General features: G+C 62.2%; 19 protein-coding genes. 15 read left to right on the top strand and 4 right to left on the bottom strand.

The genetic code is table 11. The features are described from left to right. The first annotated feature begins 47 nt into the window (after positions 1-47). Positions 48-1325: an MFS transporter gene (locus HCN58_RS24710; RefSeq protein ID WP_171581990.1), complete on the top strand. Its 1278-nt coding sequence runs from the start codon at positions 48-50 to the stop codon at positions 1323-1325. Positions 1326-1370: 45 nt separating this feature from the next. After that, positions 1371-2603: an arsenic transporter gene (locus HCN58_RS24705; protein WP_376701218.1), complete on the top strand. Its 1233-nt coding sequence runs from the start codon at positions 1371-1373 to the stop codon at positions 2601-2603. A 42-nt stretch (positions 2604-2645) separates the two neighbouring features. Here HCN58_RS24705 and HCN58_RS24700 read toward each other — a convergent pair whose 3' ends face one another. The 3 genes from HCN58_RS24700 to hemB all read right to left on the bottom strand — a co-directional run bounded on the left by HCN58_RS24700 (position 2646) and on the right by hemB (position 5491). Then, on the bottom strand, positions 2646-3422 hold the full coding sequence (locus HCN58_RS24700; protein ID WP_171581988.1) for an arginyltransferase: 777 nt from the start codon (positions 3420-3422) through the stop codon (positions 2646-2648). Between the two features lie 184 nt (positions 3423-3606). Then, positions 3607-4179, bottom strand: a complete 573-nt coding sequence (locus tag HCN58_RS24695; protein ID WP_171581987.1) for an RDD family protein — start codon at positions 4177-4179, stop codon at positions 3607-3609. 250 nt (positions 4180-4429) lie between these two features. Further along, positions 4430-5491 carry a porphobilinogen synthase gene (gene hemB, locus HCN58_RS24690; RefSeq protein WP_171581986.1) on the bottom strand — a complete coding sequence of 354 codons (1062 nt, stop codon included), beginning with the start codon at positions 5489-5491 and terminating at the stop codon, positions 4430-4432. A 211-nt stretch (positions 5492-5702) separates the two neighbouring features. On the opposite strand from hemB, the gene HCN58_RS24685 reads away from it, so the two are divergent. The 8 genes from HCN58_RS24685 (at position 5703) to HCN58_RS24650 (ending at position 10945) form a co-directional block, all read left to right on the top strand. Then, positions 5703-6188, top strand: coding sequence for a DUF6163 family protein (locus HCN58_RS24685; protein ID WP_171581985.1), 486 nt, complete (start codon positions 5703-5705; stop codon positions 6186-6188). A gap of 527 nt (positions 6189-6715) precedes the next feature. Next, on the top strand, positions 6716-7231 hold the full coding sequence (gene ldtR, locus HCN58_RS24680) for a transcriptional regulator LdtR (RefSeq protein ID WP_028345688.1): 516 nt from the start codon (positions 6716-6718) through the stop codon (positions 7229-7231). A gap of 348 nt (positions 7232-7579) precedes the next feature. Next, entirely contained in the window at positions 7580-7804 is a 225-nt protein-coding gene (locus HCN58_RS24675) for a hypothetical protein (protein ID WP_171581984.1), read from the top strand. 33 nt (positions 7805-7837) lie between these two features. Continuing rightward, positions 7838-8059, top strand: a complete 222-nt coding sequence (locus HCN58_RS24670; protein WP_171581983.1) for a hypothetical protein — start codon at positions 7838-7840, stop codon at positions 8057-8059. A gap of 143 nt (positions 8060-8202) precedes the next feature. Next, complete coding sequence (locus HCN58_RS24665; RefSeq protein ID WP_171581982.1) at positions 8203-9459, top strand: adenylate/guanylate cyclase domain-containing protein; 1257 nt, start codon at positions 8203-8205, stop codon at positions 9457-9459. A gap of 52 nt (positions 9460-9511) precedes the next feature. After that, positions 9512-9868, top strand: coding sequence for a DUF6152 family protein (locus tag HCN58_RS24660; protein ID WP_171581981.1), 357 nt, complete (start codon positions 9512-9514; stop codon positions 9866-9868). A gap of 4 nt (positions 9869-9872) precedes the next feature. Beyond that, positions 9873-10361, top strand: a complete 489-nt coding sequence (locus HCN58_RS24655; RefSeq protein ID WP_210266133.1) for a hypothetical protein — start codon at positions 9873-9875, stop codon at positions 10359-10361. A gap of 11 nt (positions 10362-10372) precedes the next feature. Then, positions 10373-10945, top strand: coding sequence for a histidine phosphatase family protein (locus HCN58_RS24650; RefSeq protein ID WP_171581980.1), 573 nt, complete (start codon positions 10373-10375; stop codon positions 10943-10945). A 12-nt stretch (positions 10946-10957) separates the two neighbouring features. On the opposite strand, the gene HCN58_RS24645 is transcribed toward HCN58_RS24650, so the two are convergent. Next, a complete protein-coding gene (locus HCN58_RS24645) occupies positions 10958-11209 on the bottom strand; it encodes a hypothetical protein (protein ID WP_171581979.1) in 252 nt (83 codons plus the stop codon). Between the two features lie 900 nt (positions 11210-12109). Here HCN58_RS24645 and HCN58_RS24640 point away from each other — a divergent pair. The 5 genes from HCN58_RS24640 (at position 12110) to HCN58_RS24620 (ending at position 16624) form a co-directional block, all read left to right on the top strand. After that, on the top strand, positions 12110-12745 hold the full coding sequence (locus HCN58_RS24640; RefSeq protein ID WP_171581978.1) for a glutathione S-transferase family protein: 636 nt from the start codon (positions 12110-12112) through the stop codon (positions 12743-12745). A 316-nt stretch (positions 12746-13061) separates the two neighbouring features. Continuing rightward, the gene (gene glyA / locus HCN58_RS24635; protein ID WP_171581977.1) at positions 13062-14372 is read left to right on the top strand and encodes a serine hydroxymethyltransferase; all 1311 of its coding nucleotides are present in this window, start codon (positions 13062-13064) and stop codon (positions 14370-14372) included. 12 nt (positions 14373-14384) lie between these two features. Next, entirely contained in the window at positions 14385-14867 is a 483-nt protein-coding gene (gene nrdR / locus HCN58_RS24630) for a transcriptional regulator NrdR (RefSeq protein ID WP_171581976.1), read from the top strand. After that, positions 14864-16015, top strand: coding sequence for a bifunctional diaminohydroxyphosphoribosylaminopyrimidine deaminase/5-amino-6-(5-phosphoribosylamino)uracil reductase RibD (gene ribD / locus HCN58_RS24625; protein ID WP_171581975.1), 1152 nt, complete (start codon positions 14864-14866; stop codon positions 16013-16015). The genes nrdR and ribD overlap by 4 nt, the downstream gene beginning before the upstream one ends. Continuing rightward, positions 16016-16624, top strand: coding sequence for a riboflavin synthase (locus HCN58_RS24620; protein WP_171581974.1), 609 nt, complete (start codon positions 16016-16018; stop codon positions 16622-16624). It begins immediately after the preceding gene. The last annotated feature ends 118 nt before the right edge of the window (positions 16625-16742 follow it).

Raw genomic sequence — 16742 nt, 5'->3', positions numbered from 1 at the left:
GTCAGGTGTTATCCGAGAGGGGTAACGGGGCCCTCGGCGGCGGCGACATGTCAGAGGGCCAACAAAGGGAGAGTTGGAAACGAGCGAACTATGCGCTCGATGCCGTGAACTTCTTCCTCGCCGATGTCCGCGACGGGTTAGGCCCGTATCTCGCAATCTATCTCCTGACCGAACAGCACTGGGATGAATCCCGGATCGGTGTGGTCATGTCGGTTGCCGGCATTGCCGGCATCGTTGCGCAAACGCCAGCAGGCGCGCTTGTCGATGCGACCCGAGCCAAGCGGCTGGTGATGGTTGGCGCGGCCCTAACGGTAACGGCGGCCTCGCTGCTGCTGCCGATCTTTCCGAGCTTCTGGCCGGTCGCGATCTCGCAAGGCATCGCGCATGGAGCGGGCGCGATCTTCTCGCCGGCGATCGCCGCGGTATCACTGGGCATCGTCGGCCATCGCGCTTTCACCGGACGTATCGGTCGCAATGAAACCCTCAATCATGCGGGCAATGCCGTCGCCGCATCGATTGCCGGCACCGCCGCCTATGCGTTCGGTCCCCAAGTCGTATTCTATCTTCTGGGCGCCATGTCGATGGCGAGCCTCGCCAGCGTGTGGGCCATACCGGAACGCGCCATCGACCATGATCTGGCGCGTGGCCTGCATGATATGGAGCAAGGCCATCAAAACGTGGGAAGGGGTGAGCCTTCGGGCTTGACCATTCTTCTCACCTGCCGGCCGCTCCTGATCTTCGCGGTGTGCGTGACGCTTTTCCATCTGTCGAATGCGGCGATGCTGCCGCTGGTCGGACAAAAGCTGGCGCTGCAGGACAAGAACATCGGCACCAGCCTGATGTCGGCTTGCATCATTGCCGCGCAGATCGTCATGATGCCCATGGCGATGCTGGTCGGCGCCAAGGCCGATCACTGGGGACACAAGCGCTTCTTCCTCGCGGCGCTCCTGATCCTCCCGCTGCGCGGCGTGCTCTATACTCTGTCGGACAACGAGGCATGGTTGGTCGGCGTTCAGTTGCTCGACGGCGTCGGAGCGGGGATCTACGGCGCGATTTTTCCGATCATCGTTGCCGATCTCATGCGCAACACCGGCCGCTTCAATATCGCACAGGGCGCGATCATCACTGCTCAGAGCATCGGTGCTGCGCTCTCGACGACGCTGGCCGGGCTGGTAGTTGTGACTGCGGGCTACAGCGCAGCGTTCGTCACGCTTGGCGCTGTTGCAGCGGTCGGCGTGCTGGTTTGCGCCTTGGCGCTGCCGGAAACGCGTCACAGCGCAAGCCGCAGCGGACAAACGGCGCCGGCGGCTTCCGCTGCGGAGTGATCTTTGGGGGACTGTCGAATGACTTTCGTACCGCATAACACCTTAATGGCCGGGAGCATCATCGTGCTCGCGACAGCAGGGGTCATTATCAGGCCCTTTCGCCTGCTCGAAGCGATCTGGGCGGTCACGGGTGCGCTCGCGCTGGTGCTATTGGGACTATTGCCGTGGGGAGACGCGCTGACCGGCGTACGCAAGGGCGTCGACGTCTATCTGTTCCTGATCGGAATGATGCTGATCGCGGAGCTGGCGCGGCGCGAGGGACTGTTCGACTATCTCGCGGCGCTCGCCGTGCAGCATGCACGTGGCTCCCCGCGACGATTGTTCCTGCTGGTGTATCTGGTCGGTACGCTGGTGACCGTGCTGTTGTCGAATGACGCCACCGCGATCGTGTTGACGCCCGCGGTCTATGCCGCGACTCGCGCCGCCGGCGCGACGCCGCTGCCCTATCTGTTCGTCTGCGCCTTTATCGCCAATGCAGCGAGCTTCGTGCTACCGATCTCGAACCCCGCCAATCTCGTGGTGTTCGGCGCTCGCCTGCCGCATCTTGGCGAATGGCTGCGGCAATTCTCGCTACCGTCGGTCGCGTCTATTGTTGTCACCTATCTCGTGCTCCGGTTCGCGCAGCGCCGCGCGCTCAAAGAGGAGAAGATCGAAACCAACGTCGCCAAGCCGGAACTGAGTCGGGAGGGAAAATTCACGGCTTATGGCATTGCCGCCATCTGCATCGTGCTGCTCGGCGCCTCCGCGCTCGACGTTCAACTAGGCCTGCCGACCTTCATCTGCGGCGTGGTTACAGCGGCCGTTGTGCTAATCGCGAGCCGCCAATCGCCCTGGCCAGTCGTCAAGGATATCTCGTGGGGCGTGCTGCCGTTGGTTGCCGGATTGTTCGTGATGGTGGAAGCATTGATCCAAATCGGTGCCATCGGACACTTGAACGCGATGCTGCACGCGGCGGTCGCGCAATCCGGTCCGAAGACGGCTTGGGGCGTCGCCATTATCACCTCCATCGCCGATAACATTGCCAACAATTTGCCGGTCGGGCTGATCGCGGGCTCGGTCGCCACCAGCGATCATCTTCCGCCGCAGATCGTTGGCGCCATGCTGATCGGAGTCGATCTCGGCCCAAACCTTTCGGTCACCGGCTCGCTCGCAACGATCCTATGGCTGGTGGCGCTGCGCCGCGAGGGGCTGCATGTCAGCGCCTGGCGCTTCCTCGGGCTGGGCCTTCTGGTGATGCCGCCAGCGCTTCTGGCAGCGCTCTCTTTGATGATCTACTGAGTGCCATCCTTTCGGCACAATTGCGAAGTGGCTGCGTCCGAGTTAATCCTGCGGCTCTGACAGCATTTCGCCTGATGCATCCACCCGCAGCCAGCCTGACGGCGCCAGCCGCTGCTGCGGCAGGAAGCGGCCCTTGTAGTCCATCTTCTTGGAGCCCTCGATCCAGTAGCCCAGATAAACGTAAGGCAGGCCGAGCCGGCGGGCGCGGGTGATGTGATCGAGGATCATGAAGGTGCCGAGCGAGCGGCTGTGCTGCGACGGCTCGAAGAACGAGTACACCATCGACAGCCCATCGCTGAGCACGTCCGTCAGCGCCACCGCGATCAACTCCTCGCCGCGGCCGGTGATGCCCGTGTCGACGCCGCGCTTGCGGTATTCGATGATGCGGGTCTCGACATGGCTGTCTTCCACCATCATCGCGTAGTCGAGCACGGTCATGTCGGCCATGCCGCCATGGCGGTGACGCTTGTCGAGATAGGCGCGGAACACGGAGTATTGCTCCGACGTCGGCACCGCGCTGCGCTGCTCGCCGACGATGTCGGCGTTGCGCGCCAAAACTTTCTTGAAGTTGCGCGAGGGGCGGAATTCGTTGGCAATGACGCGCACGGAAACGCAGGCCCGGCACTGGTCGCAGGCCGGGCGGTAGGCGATCGACTGGCTGCGTCGGAAACCGCCATGGGTCAGGAGGTCGTTGAGGTCGCCGGCCTTGTCGCCGACCAGATGCGTGAACACCTTGCGCTCGTGCCGGCCCGGCAGATAGGGGCAGGGCGAGGGCGCCGTTAGGTAGAATTGCGGGGTATCACGCGAGTGTTGGGTCACGTCGGGTCGTCACGCCTCCGAAACAAATCAACCATAGCGCTTTCGAACGAAGTAGACACCAGTTCCCGTTAAGAAAACGCGTCAAAACGAAAAAAGCGCCGGCCCGGCCCCGATTTCATCTTGGGGCCGGACCGGCTCTAACATCGCGCCCCAAAGGCGGACGGTCAAATAGTTTGCTGCTCGCTCAATAGCTGCTGCGTGCCGAGGGGACTACCTGGGTACGAACCGAGCTGTTGATGACCACGGTTCCCAGGATGATGTCGTGCAGCAGTCGGCGGCGGCCGTTGAACAGGCCGACCAGCAGCACCAGCGGCGTCAGAAATGAGATCGAGACCCAGTACAGCACGGCATGGCAGGCGCCGAGCACGAAATAGCCCGGCGCGCCGTACCAGGTGCGCAGCTCCAGATCCATCGCCCGCATGCCCATGGTGGCCGAATGCGGGCCGCCGATCGAGGCGCCGTAATAGACGATCGCCCACACAATGGTGGCGGGCCATGCCAGCCAGAACAGCATCCAGCCGAGCCCGAGCGTGACAATGCCGAACACGAATACGAAAATGTAGCCGAGGATGACGGGCACCGACAGCACGACGAGGTCGATCAGGAACGCAACTACCCGCCGTGTCAGCACGCCGCGAAACAGTTCCGGCTGCGAATAGGGATCGAACGCATGCGGCGGCACCCCGCCATCGTTCCGCCAGGCGTCGCCAGTATTTGAAGCGCCGCCGCCGGTACCGCCAGAGCCGCTATAAGACATGGTCCGTCCTCCAGGCCGAAGTTTCCCACGTGACATGGGAACCGGCCACGCGGTCGCCAAGGGCCTGCGACCATTAACAGCGTGCAATCTTTGGATGGTTGGTAGCTGCGTAGGGAATGCCGCACCGTGCCAGACCTCATCCCTGAGGAGCGTGCTCTTGCGCGCGTCTCGAAGGATGAATGGCACCAGCGGGGGCCCCATGGTTCGAGACGGCGCTACGCGCCTCCTCACCATGAGGGTCCAACACTCGCTACGAACTCGCCTTCAATTTTTCCGCTGCCTTAGGTGCAAAGTACGTCAAAATCCCGTCCGCGCCGGCGCGCTTGAAGCCGAGCAGGCTTTCCATCATGGCGCGGTCGCCGTCGATCCAGCCGTTGCCCGCGGCTGCTGCGACCATCGCGTATTCGCCGGATACCTGATAGACGAAGGTTGGCATCGCAAACGCGTCCTTCACGCGCCGCACTATGTCGAGATAGGGCATGCCGGGCTTCACCATCACCATGTCGGCGCCCTCGGCGATATCGAGCTCGACTTCCCGCAGCGCTTCGTCGGAATTGGCGCCGTCCATCTGATAGGTGCGCTTGTCGCCGGTCAGTGTTTTGGCGGAGCCGATGGCGTCGCGGAACGGGCCGTAGAAGGCGGAAGCATACTTCGCCGCATAGGACATGATCTGCACGTCGAGGAAGCCGGCGTCGTCCAGCGCCTCGCGGATCGCGCCGACGCGGCCGTCCATCATGTCGGACGGGGCGATGACGTCGCAGCCGGCCTCCGCCTGCACCAGCGCCTGTTTCACCAGTACCGCGACCGTCTCGTCGTTGAGGATTTTGCCGTCCTCGATCAGGCCGTCATGCCCGTGGCTGGTGAAGGGATCCAGCGCGACGTCGCAGAGCACGCCGATGTCGGGGAATTCCTTCTTAATCGCCCGCACCGATTGGCAGACCAGGTTATTCGGATTCAGCGCCTCGGAGCCGTGCTCGTCGCGCAAGGACGGCTCGGTATAGGGAAACAGCGCGATGCAGGGGATGTTGAGCTTCATGGCGCGTTCGGCGTCGCGCACCGCCTGATCGACGGTGAGGCGGTCGACGCCGGGCATCGAGGCCACCGGCGTGCGCGTGTTGTGGCCGTCGACCACGAACAGCGGCCAGATCAGGTCGTCGGAGGTGAGCACGTTTTCGCGCACCAGCCGCCGCGCCCATTCCGCCTTGCGGTTGCGGCGGGGGCGGATGGTCAGGTCCAGCGGGGAGGAGGCGAGGCCGGTCTGCCGCCGCGGCGCGTCGCGCATTTCGATCGGACGCCCGAATTTGATCGCCATGTGAACGGTACTCCTGAAAGCGGCGCGAAGGTTTTGATTTGTTCCAATTCTAGCACCTTGCCGCTGCCCCGTCACCGAGACTTGATCTATCTCATCGGCAATTGATTTTGCCGTCCCGCCGGGCCAAGACATCAGGCCATGAGGAGAATCCAGAACGCGTTGCGCCCCCGCCACGAGGTCAGCCCCCAGATCAGCTTCCGGGTCGGCTGCCATGTCTGACGTTTCGGCGCGCGATCAGGGGCGCGACAAGGCCAGGGACAATGCCAGAGACAATGCGATGTCGATGGCGGCGATGTCGTCGGAGCGGATCGAGCCCGACGACAATGTGTGGACGCGGCGGCTGGTATTGTTCCTGCGCATCATGGCGGTCGTGTCGATCATGAAGGGCCTGTACCACTGGGCGCAGGTCACCGGTTTCATCGGCGGCGAGGAAGAGGCGTTCGAGAACCAGTCGATGGCCTGGCAGACCGCGACCGTCTATTTCGCCGTCATCGAGCTCGTCGCTGCCGTCGGCCTCTGGCTTGCGACGCCCTGGGGCGCGGTGGTGTGGCTCACCACCGTGGTGTCGATGGCGGTGATCGAACTGATGTTTCCGGGCATCTACGGCGGCAGCCTGACGGTGGTGGGGTTCGAAGCCGTGATGCTCGCCGCCTATCTCGCGCTCGCCTGGATGGCCGCGCGCGAACGCCCGCCGTAGCGGGTGGCGCTGATGCGCTCCCTCGGCCCGCTCTTGCGAGGAGAGGGTGGGGGGTGAGGGGTCGAGCGTGTGGATACAGCCCCTCATTCCCGACCTTCTCCCTGCGCACGAGGAGAAGGAGAGAGGAGAGAACGTGTCAGTTTTCCGCCATAATCCATCCGCGTGCAGAATCCGCGACGCGATATCGTACAATTTTCAAAAAATTCCTCCGTAACGATTTGGTCACCGTTAAAGGCCGTAAAGGGTTTCACCACACATCTTACGCGAGCGTTTCGATTTCAGACGCACCTGTTTCCGAATGCGACAGGGGGTGCAGACGAAGCGTGAACAGGGCGCTCCCATCATCAATGAAACATTGCAAAAAGCCTTGATCCACGGGGCTTAATCCACAATTCACTCTGTTAAATTCATGATCTCTTTATTGTCTTATTTAAGCGGATCTTCAAACCGCTCCCTTAAGTTGAAGCTATCAGGCGGGACAGAAGTTTCGTCGAAATAAGTCGAAAAACGACGACAGGGGAAGTGTCATGATCAAAGCCGTTGCAACGGCGGTGGAAACCGCTGAACGCTCTGCCGGTCAAACTCCGGTGCAGCCGCTCTATCTGGAAGCGTTGACTTTGGTGGAGCGGCTGCATCGCCGGCTGCTCGACGTCATCAAGGATGAATTCGATCGCCGCGGCCGCGCTGACATCAATTCGGTGCAGGCATTGCTGCTCTATAACATCGGCGACAAGGAATTGACTGCGGGCGAACTGCGCACGCGCGGTTACTACCTCGGCTCCAACGTCTCCTATAACCTCAAGAAGCTCGTCGAACTCGGCTTCCTCGATCATCAGCGCTCGCGCGTCGATCGTCGCTCGGTCCGCATTCGCCTCACCGCGCAGGGCCAGGAGATCCGCAAGATCGTCGATGCGCTCTATCAAAAGCACGTCAAGACGGTGGAGCAGGTCGGCGGCATCTCGAACGAGGAGTTCGCGACGTTGAACAAGTCGCTGCACCGCCTCGAGCGGTTCTGGACCGACCAGATCCTGTATCGACTCTGAGAATTCGCAAGCGTTTTCGCGCGAAGCGTGTCTTCGGACTTTGGGCCGGGGTGGAGACCGCTCTCGCCACGAAAACGCGTCAGAAGAAATGAATTTCGTCTGCCTCGCGGCCAAGCCGGCCACCTAGAAGACCGGCAACCGACGAGCGGACAAATGAACTGGCAAGGCAGTAAGCCCTGCTTAAAGTGCATCGGTGCCGATCTTCCGGCTCCGGTGCGCTTTGTTTTTGAAGGGAAATCCTTCGCATTTCCGGCAAATATCGCCATTTCCTGAGAGATAGCGATTTTTAGTAATGGAACCTTCTTCGCACCTGCGAATTATCGCCCCGGCCACAAAACAGGTGAGGGCATGCTGGTCGAGCGCGGAATTCAGGTCATGAATTTTGAGGTGGTGGGCGATGCCTACGCGATCGCCTCAAACTACCTTCGCAAGCGCGGCGCCATTGCCGATAGCCTCGTCACCGACGAGCGGTTGCTCGCAATCATCATGAAGATGTTCCAGCGTGGCGAATTCAACAGGCTCAGGCTCGCCAACAAGGCGATCTCCAGATTCGAAGCAGGCGTATTGGCCTGACGATCACCCGCTCACGCAACTCAGGAGAAATCCATGGAAGCCGCGATCGACCGGATCATGCAGACCTATGACCTGCTGCTGAACTGCAGCGCCGCTGCCAGCGACGAGGCGCGCGCCAAGGTGACGGCCTATCTCACGACGCTGGTCGAGGCGGGCGAAAAGGATCCGCACCGGTTGACGGTCTGCGGGCTCACCTATCTGCGCCAGCTCGACGGCAGCAACGATCCGGTAAAGGCGGGATATACGGGGCTGTAAGACAAAGGGCGCTGTCCTGCGGCGCGTCCCGACGGCTTGATCGGGCGCCACAAACAGCTTGAAGCAGAGCCCCACAAGCAGGCCTTGCCTGCCATGCGCACTCCGCCATAGATTTCTTGGTCCGATCCGGCGGAGGGCTTGCCATGGACGTAGCGGTTCCTGCCAATGAGCCTGAACGGCTTGAGGCGCTGACAAGCTACGCCATCCTCGACACGCTTCCGGAAATTGGATTCGACGAAATCACCGAACTGGCGGCGCAGATTTGCGACTGCCCGGCCGCTCTGATCAGCTTCGTCGATCCATCGCGCCAGTGGATGAAGGCCAAATACGGTCTTCCTCCCGACCTTTCCGAATGCCCCCGGGAAATTTCGATTTGCCAGGTCACGATCTGCAACAATGATATTCTATATGTTCCCGATCTCGTCAGCGATCAGCGATTCAATACCAGCCCACTTGTAACGACCGGCTTGAAGCTCCGCTTCTACTGCGGCGTTCCACTCATTACCCCCGACGGCTATGCCTTGGGCACGCTGTGTGTCATCGACTTCAAGTCGCGCGAGCTCAGCTTCGAACAGCGTGAAGCTCTGCGAAGGCTGTCGCGGCAAACGATGGTGCACCTGGAATTGCGTCGCCAGGTGCTTGAGCGCAACGAGATGCTGCGCCAATTGGAGAAAGCCCGCGACCGCGCCGTTGCCGAGAAATCTGAATCCGAACGGCTGCTCCTCAACATCCTACCGCCGTCCATCGCGGCCGAGCTCAAGGCGGGCGAGCGGGTCAAGCCGCGGTTCTTCGACTCGGCGACCGTCATCTTCATCGATTTCACCGGATTTACCCGCATCGTCGAAACGATGGAGCCGGCGAGCGTCATCGATCAGCTCGACCAGCACTTCACCAGGTTCGATGATATCATCGCAAAGCATCGCCTGGAAAAGCTCAAGACGATCGGCGACGCCTACCTCGCCGTTGGCGGCGTGCCGGAGCCCAATCGCTCGCACCCGATGGACGCCGCGCTGTGCGCGCTGCAGATTATGGATCACCTGGGCAAATTGAACCGGCAACGCGAGAAGCTGCGCCTGCCGCCCTGGCTAGCGCGGATCGGAATCAATACCGGACCGGTCATTGCCGGCGTCGTCGGCAAGCACAAATTCACCTATGATATCTGGGGCAACACGGTGAATGTTGCGGAACGTGTCGAAGCCGCCGGAGTTCCTGGTCGCATCAGTATTTCGGAAGCCACCTGGCAGCACATCAAGGGACGCTTCGCGACAGAGGCCCGCGGCGCCGTCGAAGTGAAGCACAAGGGTCTGGTGAACATGTACTTCCTCGATCGCATCAAGCCCGAATATTCCTCCGATCCAGCGGGGCTAACGCCCAACGACCGATTTTGGAAGCAGGAATGAAGGCGCCAAGGGGCAGATCGTTCCTGTTCCTTCGTATGCAACGGAGCCTCCTATGAGCTCACTCACCCGTCGATTGTTCCTGTCGCTGGCAGCCAGCCTTGCGCCGGCTTCCGCCATCGCCCATCACGGCTGGGGCGGCTACGATACGTCAAAATCATTCACCGTCACCGGCAAGATCCTGAAATCGACTTTCGAGAATCCGCATTGCGAGATCGAGATGGAGGTCGAAGGCAAGCACTGGCACTTCATCCTCGCGCCGCCATCGCGCATGCAGGCGCGTGGCGCAATGCGCGAGCTGATCGCGCCCGGCAAGACCTGCACCGTGTTCGGCTATCCTCACACGAGCAAGCCGGACGAGGCGCGGATCGAATATATTGTGCTCGACGGCAAGCGCATCGAATTGCGGTAGGGCAGTGGAACATCAGCCGGCCGCATCGGTATTCCTGGCATTGCAGGAAAGCGCGCTGGGTCATGCGATGCGTTCTTCGCCTGCGCTTTATCCGGCGGTCGAGATTCTGCACATCATCGGCTTCGTCATCCTGGTCGGATCGATCCTCGCGCTCGACTTGAGGCTGCTCGGGCTCGGGCGCACGATTGCGATTCAGCCGATGGCGCAACTGCTGTTGCCGGTATCACGCTTCGGCTTTGTGCTCGCGATCAGCATGGGCTTTTTGCTGTTCAGCGCCGACGCTTCGCATGTCGTGAAAAATCCTGCGTTCCAGATCAAGCTCCTCCTGATTGCGGCGGCGCTGATCAACATCGTGATAGCGCATGCCGTTCCATGGCGTCATGTTGGGCGCTGGGGGGACAAGGCGTCCGGCGGAGCCAAGGCGACGGCGCTGCTATCGATCCTGCTGTGGCTCGCCGTCGTCTGCGCCGGCCGCCTGATCGCGTATTTCTGATGGAGAACGCCATGCGCCGGATGCGCTTCGCCATCTTCGCACTCATTCTCGGCTTCTGCGCTACGGCGGAGATCGCCGCGGCCGACGAGGCCAATGCGTGGAACGCCTTGCGCGCCGGCGGGCACGTCGCGCTGATGCGGCATGCCGATGCGCCAGGAGGCGCCGGCGATCCGCCGGGCTTCCGTGTCGAGGACTGCGCCACTCAGCGCAATCTCAGCGCCAAGGGGAGGGCGGACGCCGAGAAAATCGGTGCGCGACTCAAGCGGGAAGGGATTGCGTTTGAAACGATCCTGAGCTCGCCGTGGTGCCGATGTATCGATACCGCCAAATTGCTGGACCTCGGGGCGGTCGAGACCGAGGCGACATTCGGCAATGTCGTGGTGCTGCGCGATCAACGAGAGGCGCTGACGGCGTTTGCACGCGCGCTCATCGCTAAATGGACGGCGCGCGGAAACCTCCTCGTCGTGACGCATGGCGCGAACATTTTTGCGCTAACCGGCGTCTCGCCGGCCAGCGGCGAGATCGTCGTCGTCAAAGGCGGAAGCGATCGCGCCGAGCCCGTCGGCCGGCTGCTGCTCGATTGAGCCGGTTTCGAATTACCGCGCGTCCGCCCGCGCGTCCTTTGCGCGATACCGGTTCCAGTTGGCGATCACCGCCTCAAATCGTGCAGGTTTCGTGACAGCCACGACACCCGTGTTTGCAAACTCCGTCTCATGGGTGATGTCGTCAGGAAAAACTGCAAAAAATCCCAGGAGACCCGCGACCATCGTGCCGTAAATCAGGAAGGCCGTTATCAGCCAGCGGCGCGATTTGGCCTGACGCTCTTTCGGTAGGAGTGAGCTTTCCATGTTGGGAATCCATCTGTCAGCCCGGATGAGTTATAGGCTTGGCCGCAGCGCTGGCATGTGATCTGGTTCACGCCGTGGCCGGCAAAGGTCTCGCGCTGTCGGACACGCAAATCAGCTAGATGTTGTGTCCAGCCGGTCTCGCAAAAATTATCCGCTTTCGTCGGGAAGCAAATCAGTCACATATTGCGCCCGTCTCACCCAATTGAGGGGCGGGTCGCGATCGTCACGAACGTGCGGTGAGATGCGATGGACGCTGAATGCGCAAGACGTACGCGCAGGAAGCGTACGGCGAAGTCGTGTGGTCCTGATGTCGCGGTGCTGGCATTAAGTTGCGCAGATTTCATTTTGCGCAGCGACGGTGGCAAAAGAGCCGTTCACCGGGGAGAGCTCGAAGTAAGCCGTAAAGCCATTGCGCAGGGAAGGCCGGGATGCGCCCGCTGTACCTGTATGCTCGTGTGCGTTCGTTTTTGCGCACTTTGCACACGAGACCGCGGGTGCAGCCAGCACCCGGTCTTCCCTGCGCCCTCTGATTGGAGAGGGCGGGAAGTTGATAGCAAAACTCGGGCGCCATGCGTCGCGAGATCGCGAAGTCACATTCAGTTGTCATCGTCCGCGAAGGCGGACGATCCAGTATTCCAGAGAAGGTAGTGATTGAACCGATAAGCCGCGGCGTACTGGATCCCCCGCTTTCGCGGGGGACGACAGCTTGTGGTGCTTCGGCACTCGCTGTCATTGCGAGCGCAGCGAAGCAATCCATCTATCCCCGTGCGGCGCTATGGATTGCTTCGCTGCGCTCGCAATGACGTGGATCGGCCACGGCGTTACGGTCGTGGATTGCTTCGCTTGCCCTCGCAATGACAGTCAAGTGAACCGTTACGCTTTAAGACCGGAGGAAGCCCCATGCTCACCGTCCACCATCTCAACGACTCCCGCTCGCAACGAATTCTGTGGCTGCTGGAGGAGCTCGGCACGCCCTACGAGATGAAGCGCTATCAGCGCAACACCGAGACCCGGCTGGCGCCGCCGGAGCTGAAAGAAATTCATCCGCTCGGCAAATCGCCCGTCATTACCGATGGCGATACGACCATCGCCGAATCCGGGGCCATCGTCGATTACATCATCCGCCGCTACGGCCAGGGAAAAGACAAGCCCGCGATGATGCCGGCGCCCGGTAGCGCGGAATACGAGGCCTACAACGAGTGGCTGCATTACTCGGAAGGCTCGGCGATGTTGCCGCTGATGCTCAACCTCTATGTCGGCCGGCTGAAGGAGGCGGGTGCGCCCTTGCATCCGCGCATCGACAGCGAACTGGCGAACCACCTCGGCTATGTCGATCGCGCGCTGAACGGTCGGGAATTCTTCGTTGGGGCGTCGCTGACCGGCGCTGACATCCAGATGAGTTTTGTGGGCGAGATGGCCAAGGCGTTCGACAAGCTCGGGCCATATCGGAACCTGGCGGCCTGGCTGGAACGCATGCATGCCCGCCCGGCATTCCAGCGCTCGGTGGCCAAGGGCGGGCCGTACCGCTTTGCGTGAGGGGCCCACCGTCATTCCGGGGCGATGCGAAGCATCGAACTATGGTGCGCATTGCGCACCTGAGAATCTCGATATTCCGGGTCTGGTCCTTCGGACCATCCTGGAATGACGGGGCGAGTGTGGGGTTCTGGGCCAGAGAGCGACGGCTACCAACCCCCTTCCTCCCCACCATATCTTGCATAAATATCAGCCCTGTACCGCAAGTGCTTGGCCAATTCCGGCCGATGTGGTATCTCGCAAGCGCTTCTTTCGACCGCCACACCAGACCCGCCCGCTTCGGCCCTAAGGGCCTGCGGCGGTGGAGATATTTCGCCCAATGACCTCCTCTCCCACCAGCGCCAAGACCGCCTCCGCGCCCGACTCGTTCTTCACGGCCACGCTTGCCGAGGCTGACCCGGAAATCGCCGCTGCGATCAAGGGCGAACTCGGTCGCCAGCGGCATGAGATCGAGCTGATTGCCTCGGAAAACATCGTCAGCCGGGCCGTGCTGGAAGCGCAGGGCTCGGTGATGACCAACAAATACGCGGAAGGCTATCCGGGCGCGCGTTACTATGGCGGCTGCGAATGGGTCGACGTCGCCGAGACGCTGGCGATCGAGCGCGCCAAAAAGCTGTTCGGCGCTGGCTTTGCTAACGTCCAGCCCAATTCAGGCAGCCAGATGAACCAGGCGGCGTTCCTGGCGCTGCTGCAGCCCGGCGACACGTTCATGGGGCTCGACCTCGCCGCTGGCGGCCATCTCACCCACGGCTCGCCCGTCAACATGTCCGGCAAATGGTTCAAGGCCGCGCACTACACGGTGCGGCGCGAGGACCAGATCATCGACATGGATGAGGTGGCCAAGCTGGCCGAGCAGGTGAAGCCGAAGCTGATCATCGCCGGCGGTTCGGCCTATTCGCGCGCCTGGGACTTCAAGCGCTTCCGCGAGATCGCCGACTCTGTCGGCGCCTATCTCTTGGTCGACATGGCGCATTTCGCCGGTCTCGTTGCAGGCGGCGTCCATGCCTCGCCGGTGCCGCATGCCCACGTCACCACGACCACCACGCATAAATCGCTCCGCGGCCCGCGCGGCGGCCTGATCCTGTGCAACGACGAGGCGATTGCCAAGAAGCTGAATTCGGCGATCTTCCCGGGCCTGCAAGGCGGTCCTCTGATGCATGTCATCGCCGCCAAGGCCGTCGCCTTCGCCGAGGCGCTGCGGCCGGACTTCAAGGTCTACGCCAAGAACGTCGTGGAGAACGCCAAGGCGTTGGCGGAAACGCTGCGCGGCCACGGCCTCGACATCGTCACCGGCGGCACCGACAACCATCTGATGCTGGTCGACCTGCGGCCGAAGGGCCTGAAGGGCAATGTGTCCGAGAAGGCGCTGGTGCGAGCCGCCATCACCTGCAACAAGAACGGCATTCCCTTCGATCCCGAAAAGCCGTTCGTCACGTCGGGCTTGCGTCTCGGCACGCCGGCGGCGACCACGCGCGGCTTTGGCGTTGCCGAATTCAAGCTGGTCGGCGGCATGATCGCCGAGGTGCTTAACGCGCTGGCGCAGTCGGAGGACGGCAAGGCGCCGCTGGTGGAAGCTGCGATCAAGGAACGCGTGAAGGCGCTGACCGACCGTTTCCCGATCTATCAGTAAAGGCTCTGTTGGATGCGCTGTCCGAGCTGCAACAGTCTCGATACGCAGGTGAAGGATTCGCGTCCGACCGAAGACTCGGCCGTGATCCGGCGGCGGCGGGTGTGCATCGCCTGCAATTTCCGCTTCACCACCTTCGAGCGGGTGCAGTTGCGCGAACTCACCGTGATCAAGCGCAATGGCCGCCGGGTGCCGTTCGATCGCGACAAGCTGGTCCGCTCGCTGCAGATCAGTCTGCGCAAGCGCCCCGTAGACCCTGAGCGGGTCGAGAAGATGGTCTCGGCTATCGTTCGCGAACTCGAAAGCGGCGGCGAGGCCGAGGTCTCGTCGGAGGCGATCGGTGAGATCGTGATGGAGCATCTGCGCCAGCTCGACGATGTCGCCTATGTGCGCTTCGCCTCCGTCTACCGCAATTTCCGCGAGGCCAAGGATTTTGAGGCCGTGCTCGGCGAGCTCTCGGGCGAGGACGAAGCGCGGATCGCCACGTTGCGCAAATGATCTTCCGCATTCTGGAAGACCGGTACGGGCAGAAGATAAAGGAGTCCAAAGCGGCGGACCAGCGCTTCATGCAGCTTGCGCTGTCGCTCGGCCGGCGCGGGCTGGGGCGCACCTGGCCGAACCCGGCGGTGGGTGCCGTCGTGGTAAAGGACGGTGTCATCGTCGGCCGCGGCTGGACTCAACCGGGCGGGCGACCGCATGCCGAGCCGGAGGCCTTGAGGCGTGCCGGCGAGGCGGCGCATGGCGCGACGCTCTACGTCACGCTGGAGCCCTGTTCGCATTTCGGCAAATCGCCGCCTTGCGTGGACGCCGTGATTGCCTCCGGCATTGCGCGCGTGGTGTCGGCGATCGAGGATCCCAACCCGGAGGTGGCCGGGCAGGGACATGCAAGACTCCGCGCGGCCGGGATATCAGTCGATGTCGGGCTCGGTGCTCAGGAAGCCGCGCGCGATCACGCCGGTCATTTCCGCCGCATTCGCGACAAACGCCCGCATGTCATGCTCAAGCTCGCGGTATCCGCCGACGACAAGATCGGCGCCGCTGGCCGCAAGCCCGTTGCGATCACGGGCGAGGCGGCGAGAACGCGGGTGCACATGCTGCGCGCGCAATGCGACGCCATCCTGGTTGGGATCGGCACCGTGCTGGCGGACGATCCGCTGCTGACCTGCCGCCTGCCGGGGATGGAAGCGCGGTCACCGGTGCGGGTGGTGCTGGATCGCGCGCTACGGCTGCCCGGCACCAGCAAGCTCGTTCAGTCCGCGCGGCAGACGCCGCTGTGGGTGATGACTTCGGACTTCGCAGAAGCTCCTGCGGCCACGAAACTCGGTGCGGCGGGCGCGCAGGTAATACGTGTTGCGGCTACCGCGCAGCCGCCTTGGCTGGATCTATCGGCGGTGCTGCACGCGCTGTCCGACAAGGGCATCACAAGGCTGATGGTCGAGGGCGGATCGCGGGTAGCATCGTCCTTTGTCGCGAGCGGCATGGTCGATGAAATCTGGCTGCTGCGCGGCCCTGATAAGATAGGCATTGACGGCATTCCTGCGCTGGACGCATTGCCGCTGTCGACTCTCACCGGGTCGTCCGCGTTCAATACACGTGCTAGCGAACCACTCGGTAAAGATATCCTGACTATTTACGAGCGCGCTTAAATGTTCACCGGAATTGTCACCGACATCGGCGAAATCGTCGCCTTGATTCCAACTGCGCAGGGGCAGTTGCACCGCATGCGGATCGCGTGCAGCTACGACCAGACGACCATCGCCGACGGCGCCTCGATTGCCTGCAACGGCGTCTGCTTAACGGTGGTGGCCTCAGGCGTCGAAGGCGGCAACACCTGGTTCGACGTCGATGCTGCCGCCGAGACGCTTGGCATGACCACGGCCAGGCATTGGGCCAAGGGAACCAGACTCAATCTCGAGCGTGCGCTGAAGATCGGCGACGAACTCGGCGGCCATATTGTGGCGGGGCATGCTGATGGCATTGCGACCATCGTCAAGCGCGACGATCTGCCCGATATGGCGCGGTTCGAGCTGCGCACGATGCGCGAACTTGCCCGGTTCATCGCCGCCAAGGGCTCGGTGACGCTGGATGGCGTGTCGCTGACCGTGAATACGGTCGAGGATGTCACATTTTCGGTGCTGATCATTCCGCATACGCTCAGCGTCACCACGCTTGGCGGCTGGGCGGCAGGCAGCGAGGTGAATATCGAGGTCGACCTGATGGCCCGCTACGCGGCGCGGCTGTCGGAAATGAAGTGACAGGGTAACATGCGGCGCCTAAAACGCCGACCCAACCCCTCATGGTGAGGAGGCGCATTTGCGCCGTATCGAACTATGAGGCCCAGAAGTAACCCCCATCCTTCGAGACGCGGCCAAG

This window comes from Bradyrhizobium australiense (assembly GCF_013114825.1).
Lineage (GTDB): Bacteria > Pseudomonadota > Alphaproteobacteria > Rhizobiales > Xanthobacteraceae > Bradyrhizobium > Bradyrhizobium australiense.
The sequence above is the reverse complement of the archived record's forward strand: the minus strand, read 5'-3'. Positions and strand labels throughout refer to the sequence as shown.

Bases quoted from the DNA above. Each gene is read 5' to 3' on its own strand.
- HCN58_RS24710 (WP_171581990.1), top strand. From the start codon at position 48: ATGTCAGAGGGCCAACAAAGGGAGAGTTGGAAACGAGCGAACTATGCG.
- HCN58_RS24705 (WP_376701218.1), top strand. From the start codon at position 1,371: ATGGCCGGGAGCATCATCGTGCTCGCGACAGCAGGGGTCATTATCAGG.
- HCN58_RS24695 (WP_171581987.1), bottom strand. From the start codon at position 4,179: ATGTCTTATAGCGGCTCTGGCGGTACCGGCGGCGGCGCTTCAAATACT.
- hemB (WP_171581986.1), bottom strand. From the start codon at position 5,491: ATGGCGATCAAATTCGGGCGTCCGATCGAAATGCGCGACGCGCCGCGG.
- HCN58_RS24685 (WP_171581985.1), top strand. From the start codon at position 5,703: ATGTCTGACGTTTCGGCGCGCGATCAGGGGCGCGACAAGGCCAGGGAC.
- ldtR (WP_028345688.1), top strand. From the start codon at position 6,716: ATGATCAAAGCCGTTGCAACGGCGGTGGAAACCGCTGAACGCTCTGCC.
- HCN58_RS24675 (WP_171581984.1), top strand. From the start codon at position 7,580: ATGCTGGTCGAGCGCGGAATTCAGGTCATGAATTTTGAGGTGGTGGGC.
- HCN58_RS24670 (WP_171581983.1), top strand. From the start codon at position 7,838: ATGGAAGCCGCGATCGACCGGATCATGCAGACCTATGACCTGCTGCTG.
- HCN58_RS24665 (WP_171581982.1), top strand. From the start codon at position 8,203: ATGGACGTAGCGGTTCCTGCCAATGAGCCTGAACGGCTTGAGGCGCTG.
- HCN58_RS24660 (WP_171581981.1), top strand. From the start codon at position 9,512: ATGAGCTCACTCACCCGTCGATTGTTCCTGTCGCTGGCAGCCAGCCTT.
- HCN58_RS24650 (WP_171581980.1), top strand. From the start codon at position 10,373: ATGCGCCGGATGCGCTTCGCCATCTTCGCACTCATTCTCGGCTTCTGC.
- HCN58_RS24645 (WP_171581979.1), bottom strand. From the start codon at position 11,209: ATGGAAAGCTCACTCCTACCGAAAGAGCGTCAGGCCAAATCGCGCCGC.
- HCN58_RS24640 (WP_171581978.1), top strand. From the start codon at position 12,110: ATGCTCACCGTCCACCATCTCAACGACTCCCGCTCGCAACGAATTCTG.
- glyA (WP_171581977.1), top strand. From the start codon at position 13,062: ATGACCTCCTCTCCCACCAGCGCCAAGACCGCCTCCGCGCCCGACTCG.
- nrdR (WP_171581976.1), top strand. From the start codon at position 14,385: ATGCGCTGTCCGAGCTGCAACAGTCTCGATACGCAGGTGAAGGATTCG.
- ribD (WP_171581975.1), top strand. From the start codon at position 14,864: ATGATCTTCCGCATTCTGGAAGACCGGTACGGGCAGAAGATAAAGGAG.
- HCN58_RS24620 (WP_171581974.1), top strand. From the start codon at position 16,016: ATGTTCACCGGAATTGTCACCGACATCGGCGAAATCGTCGCCTTGATT.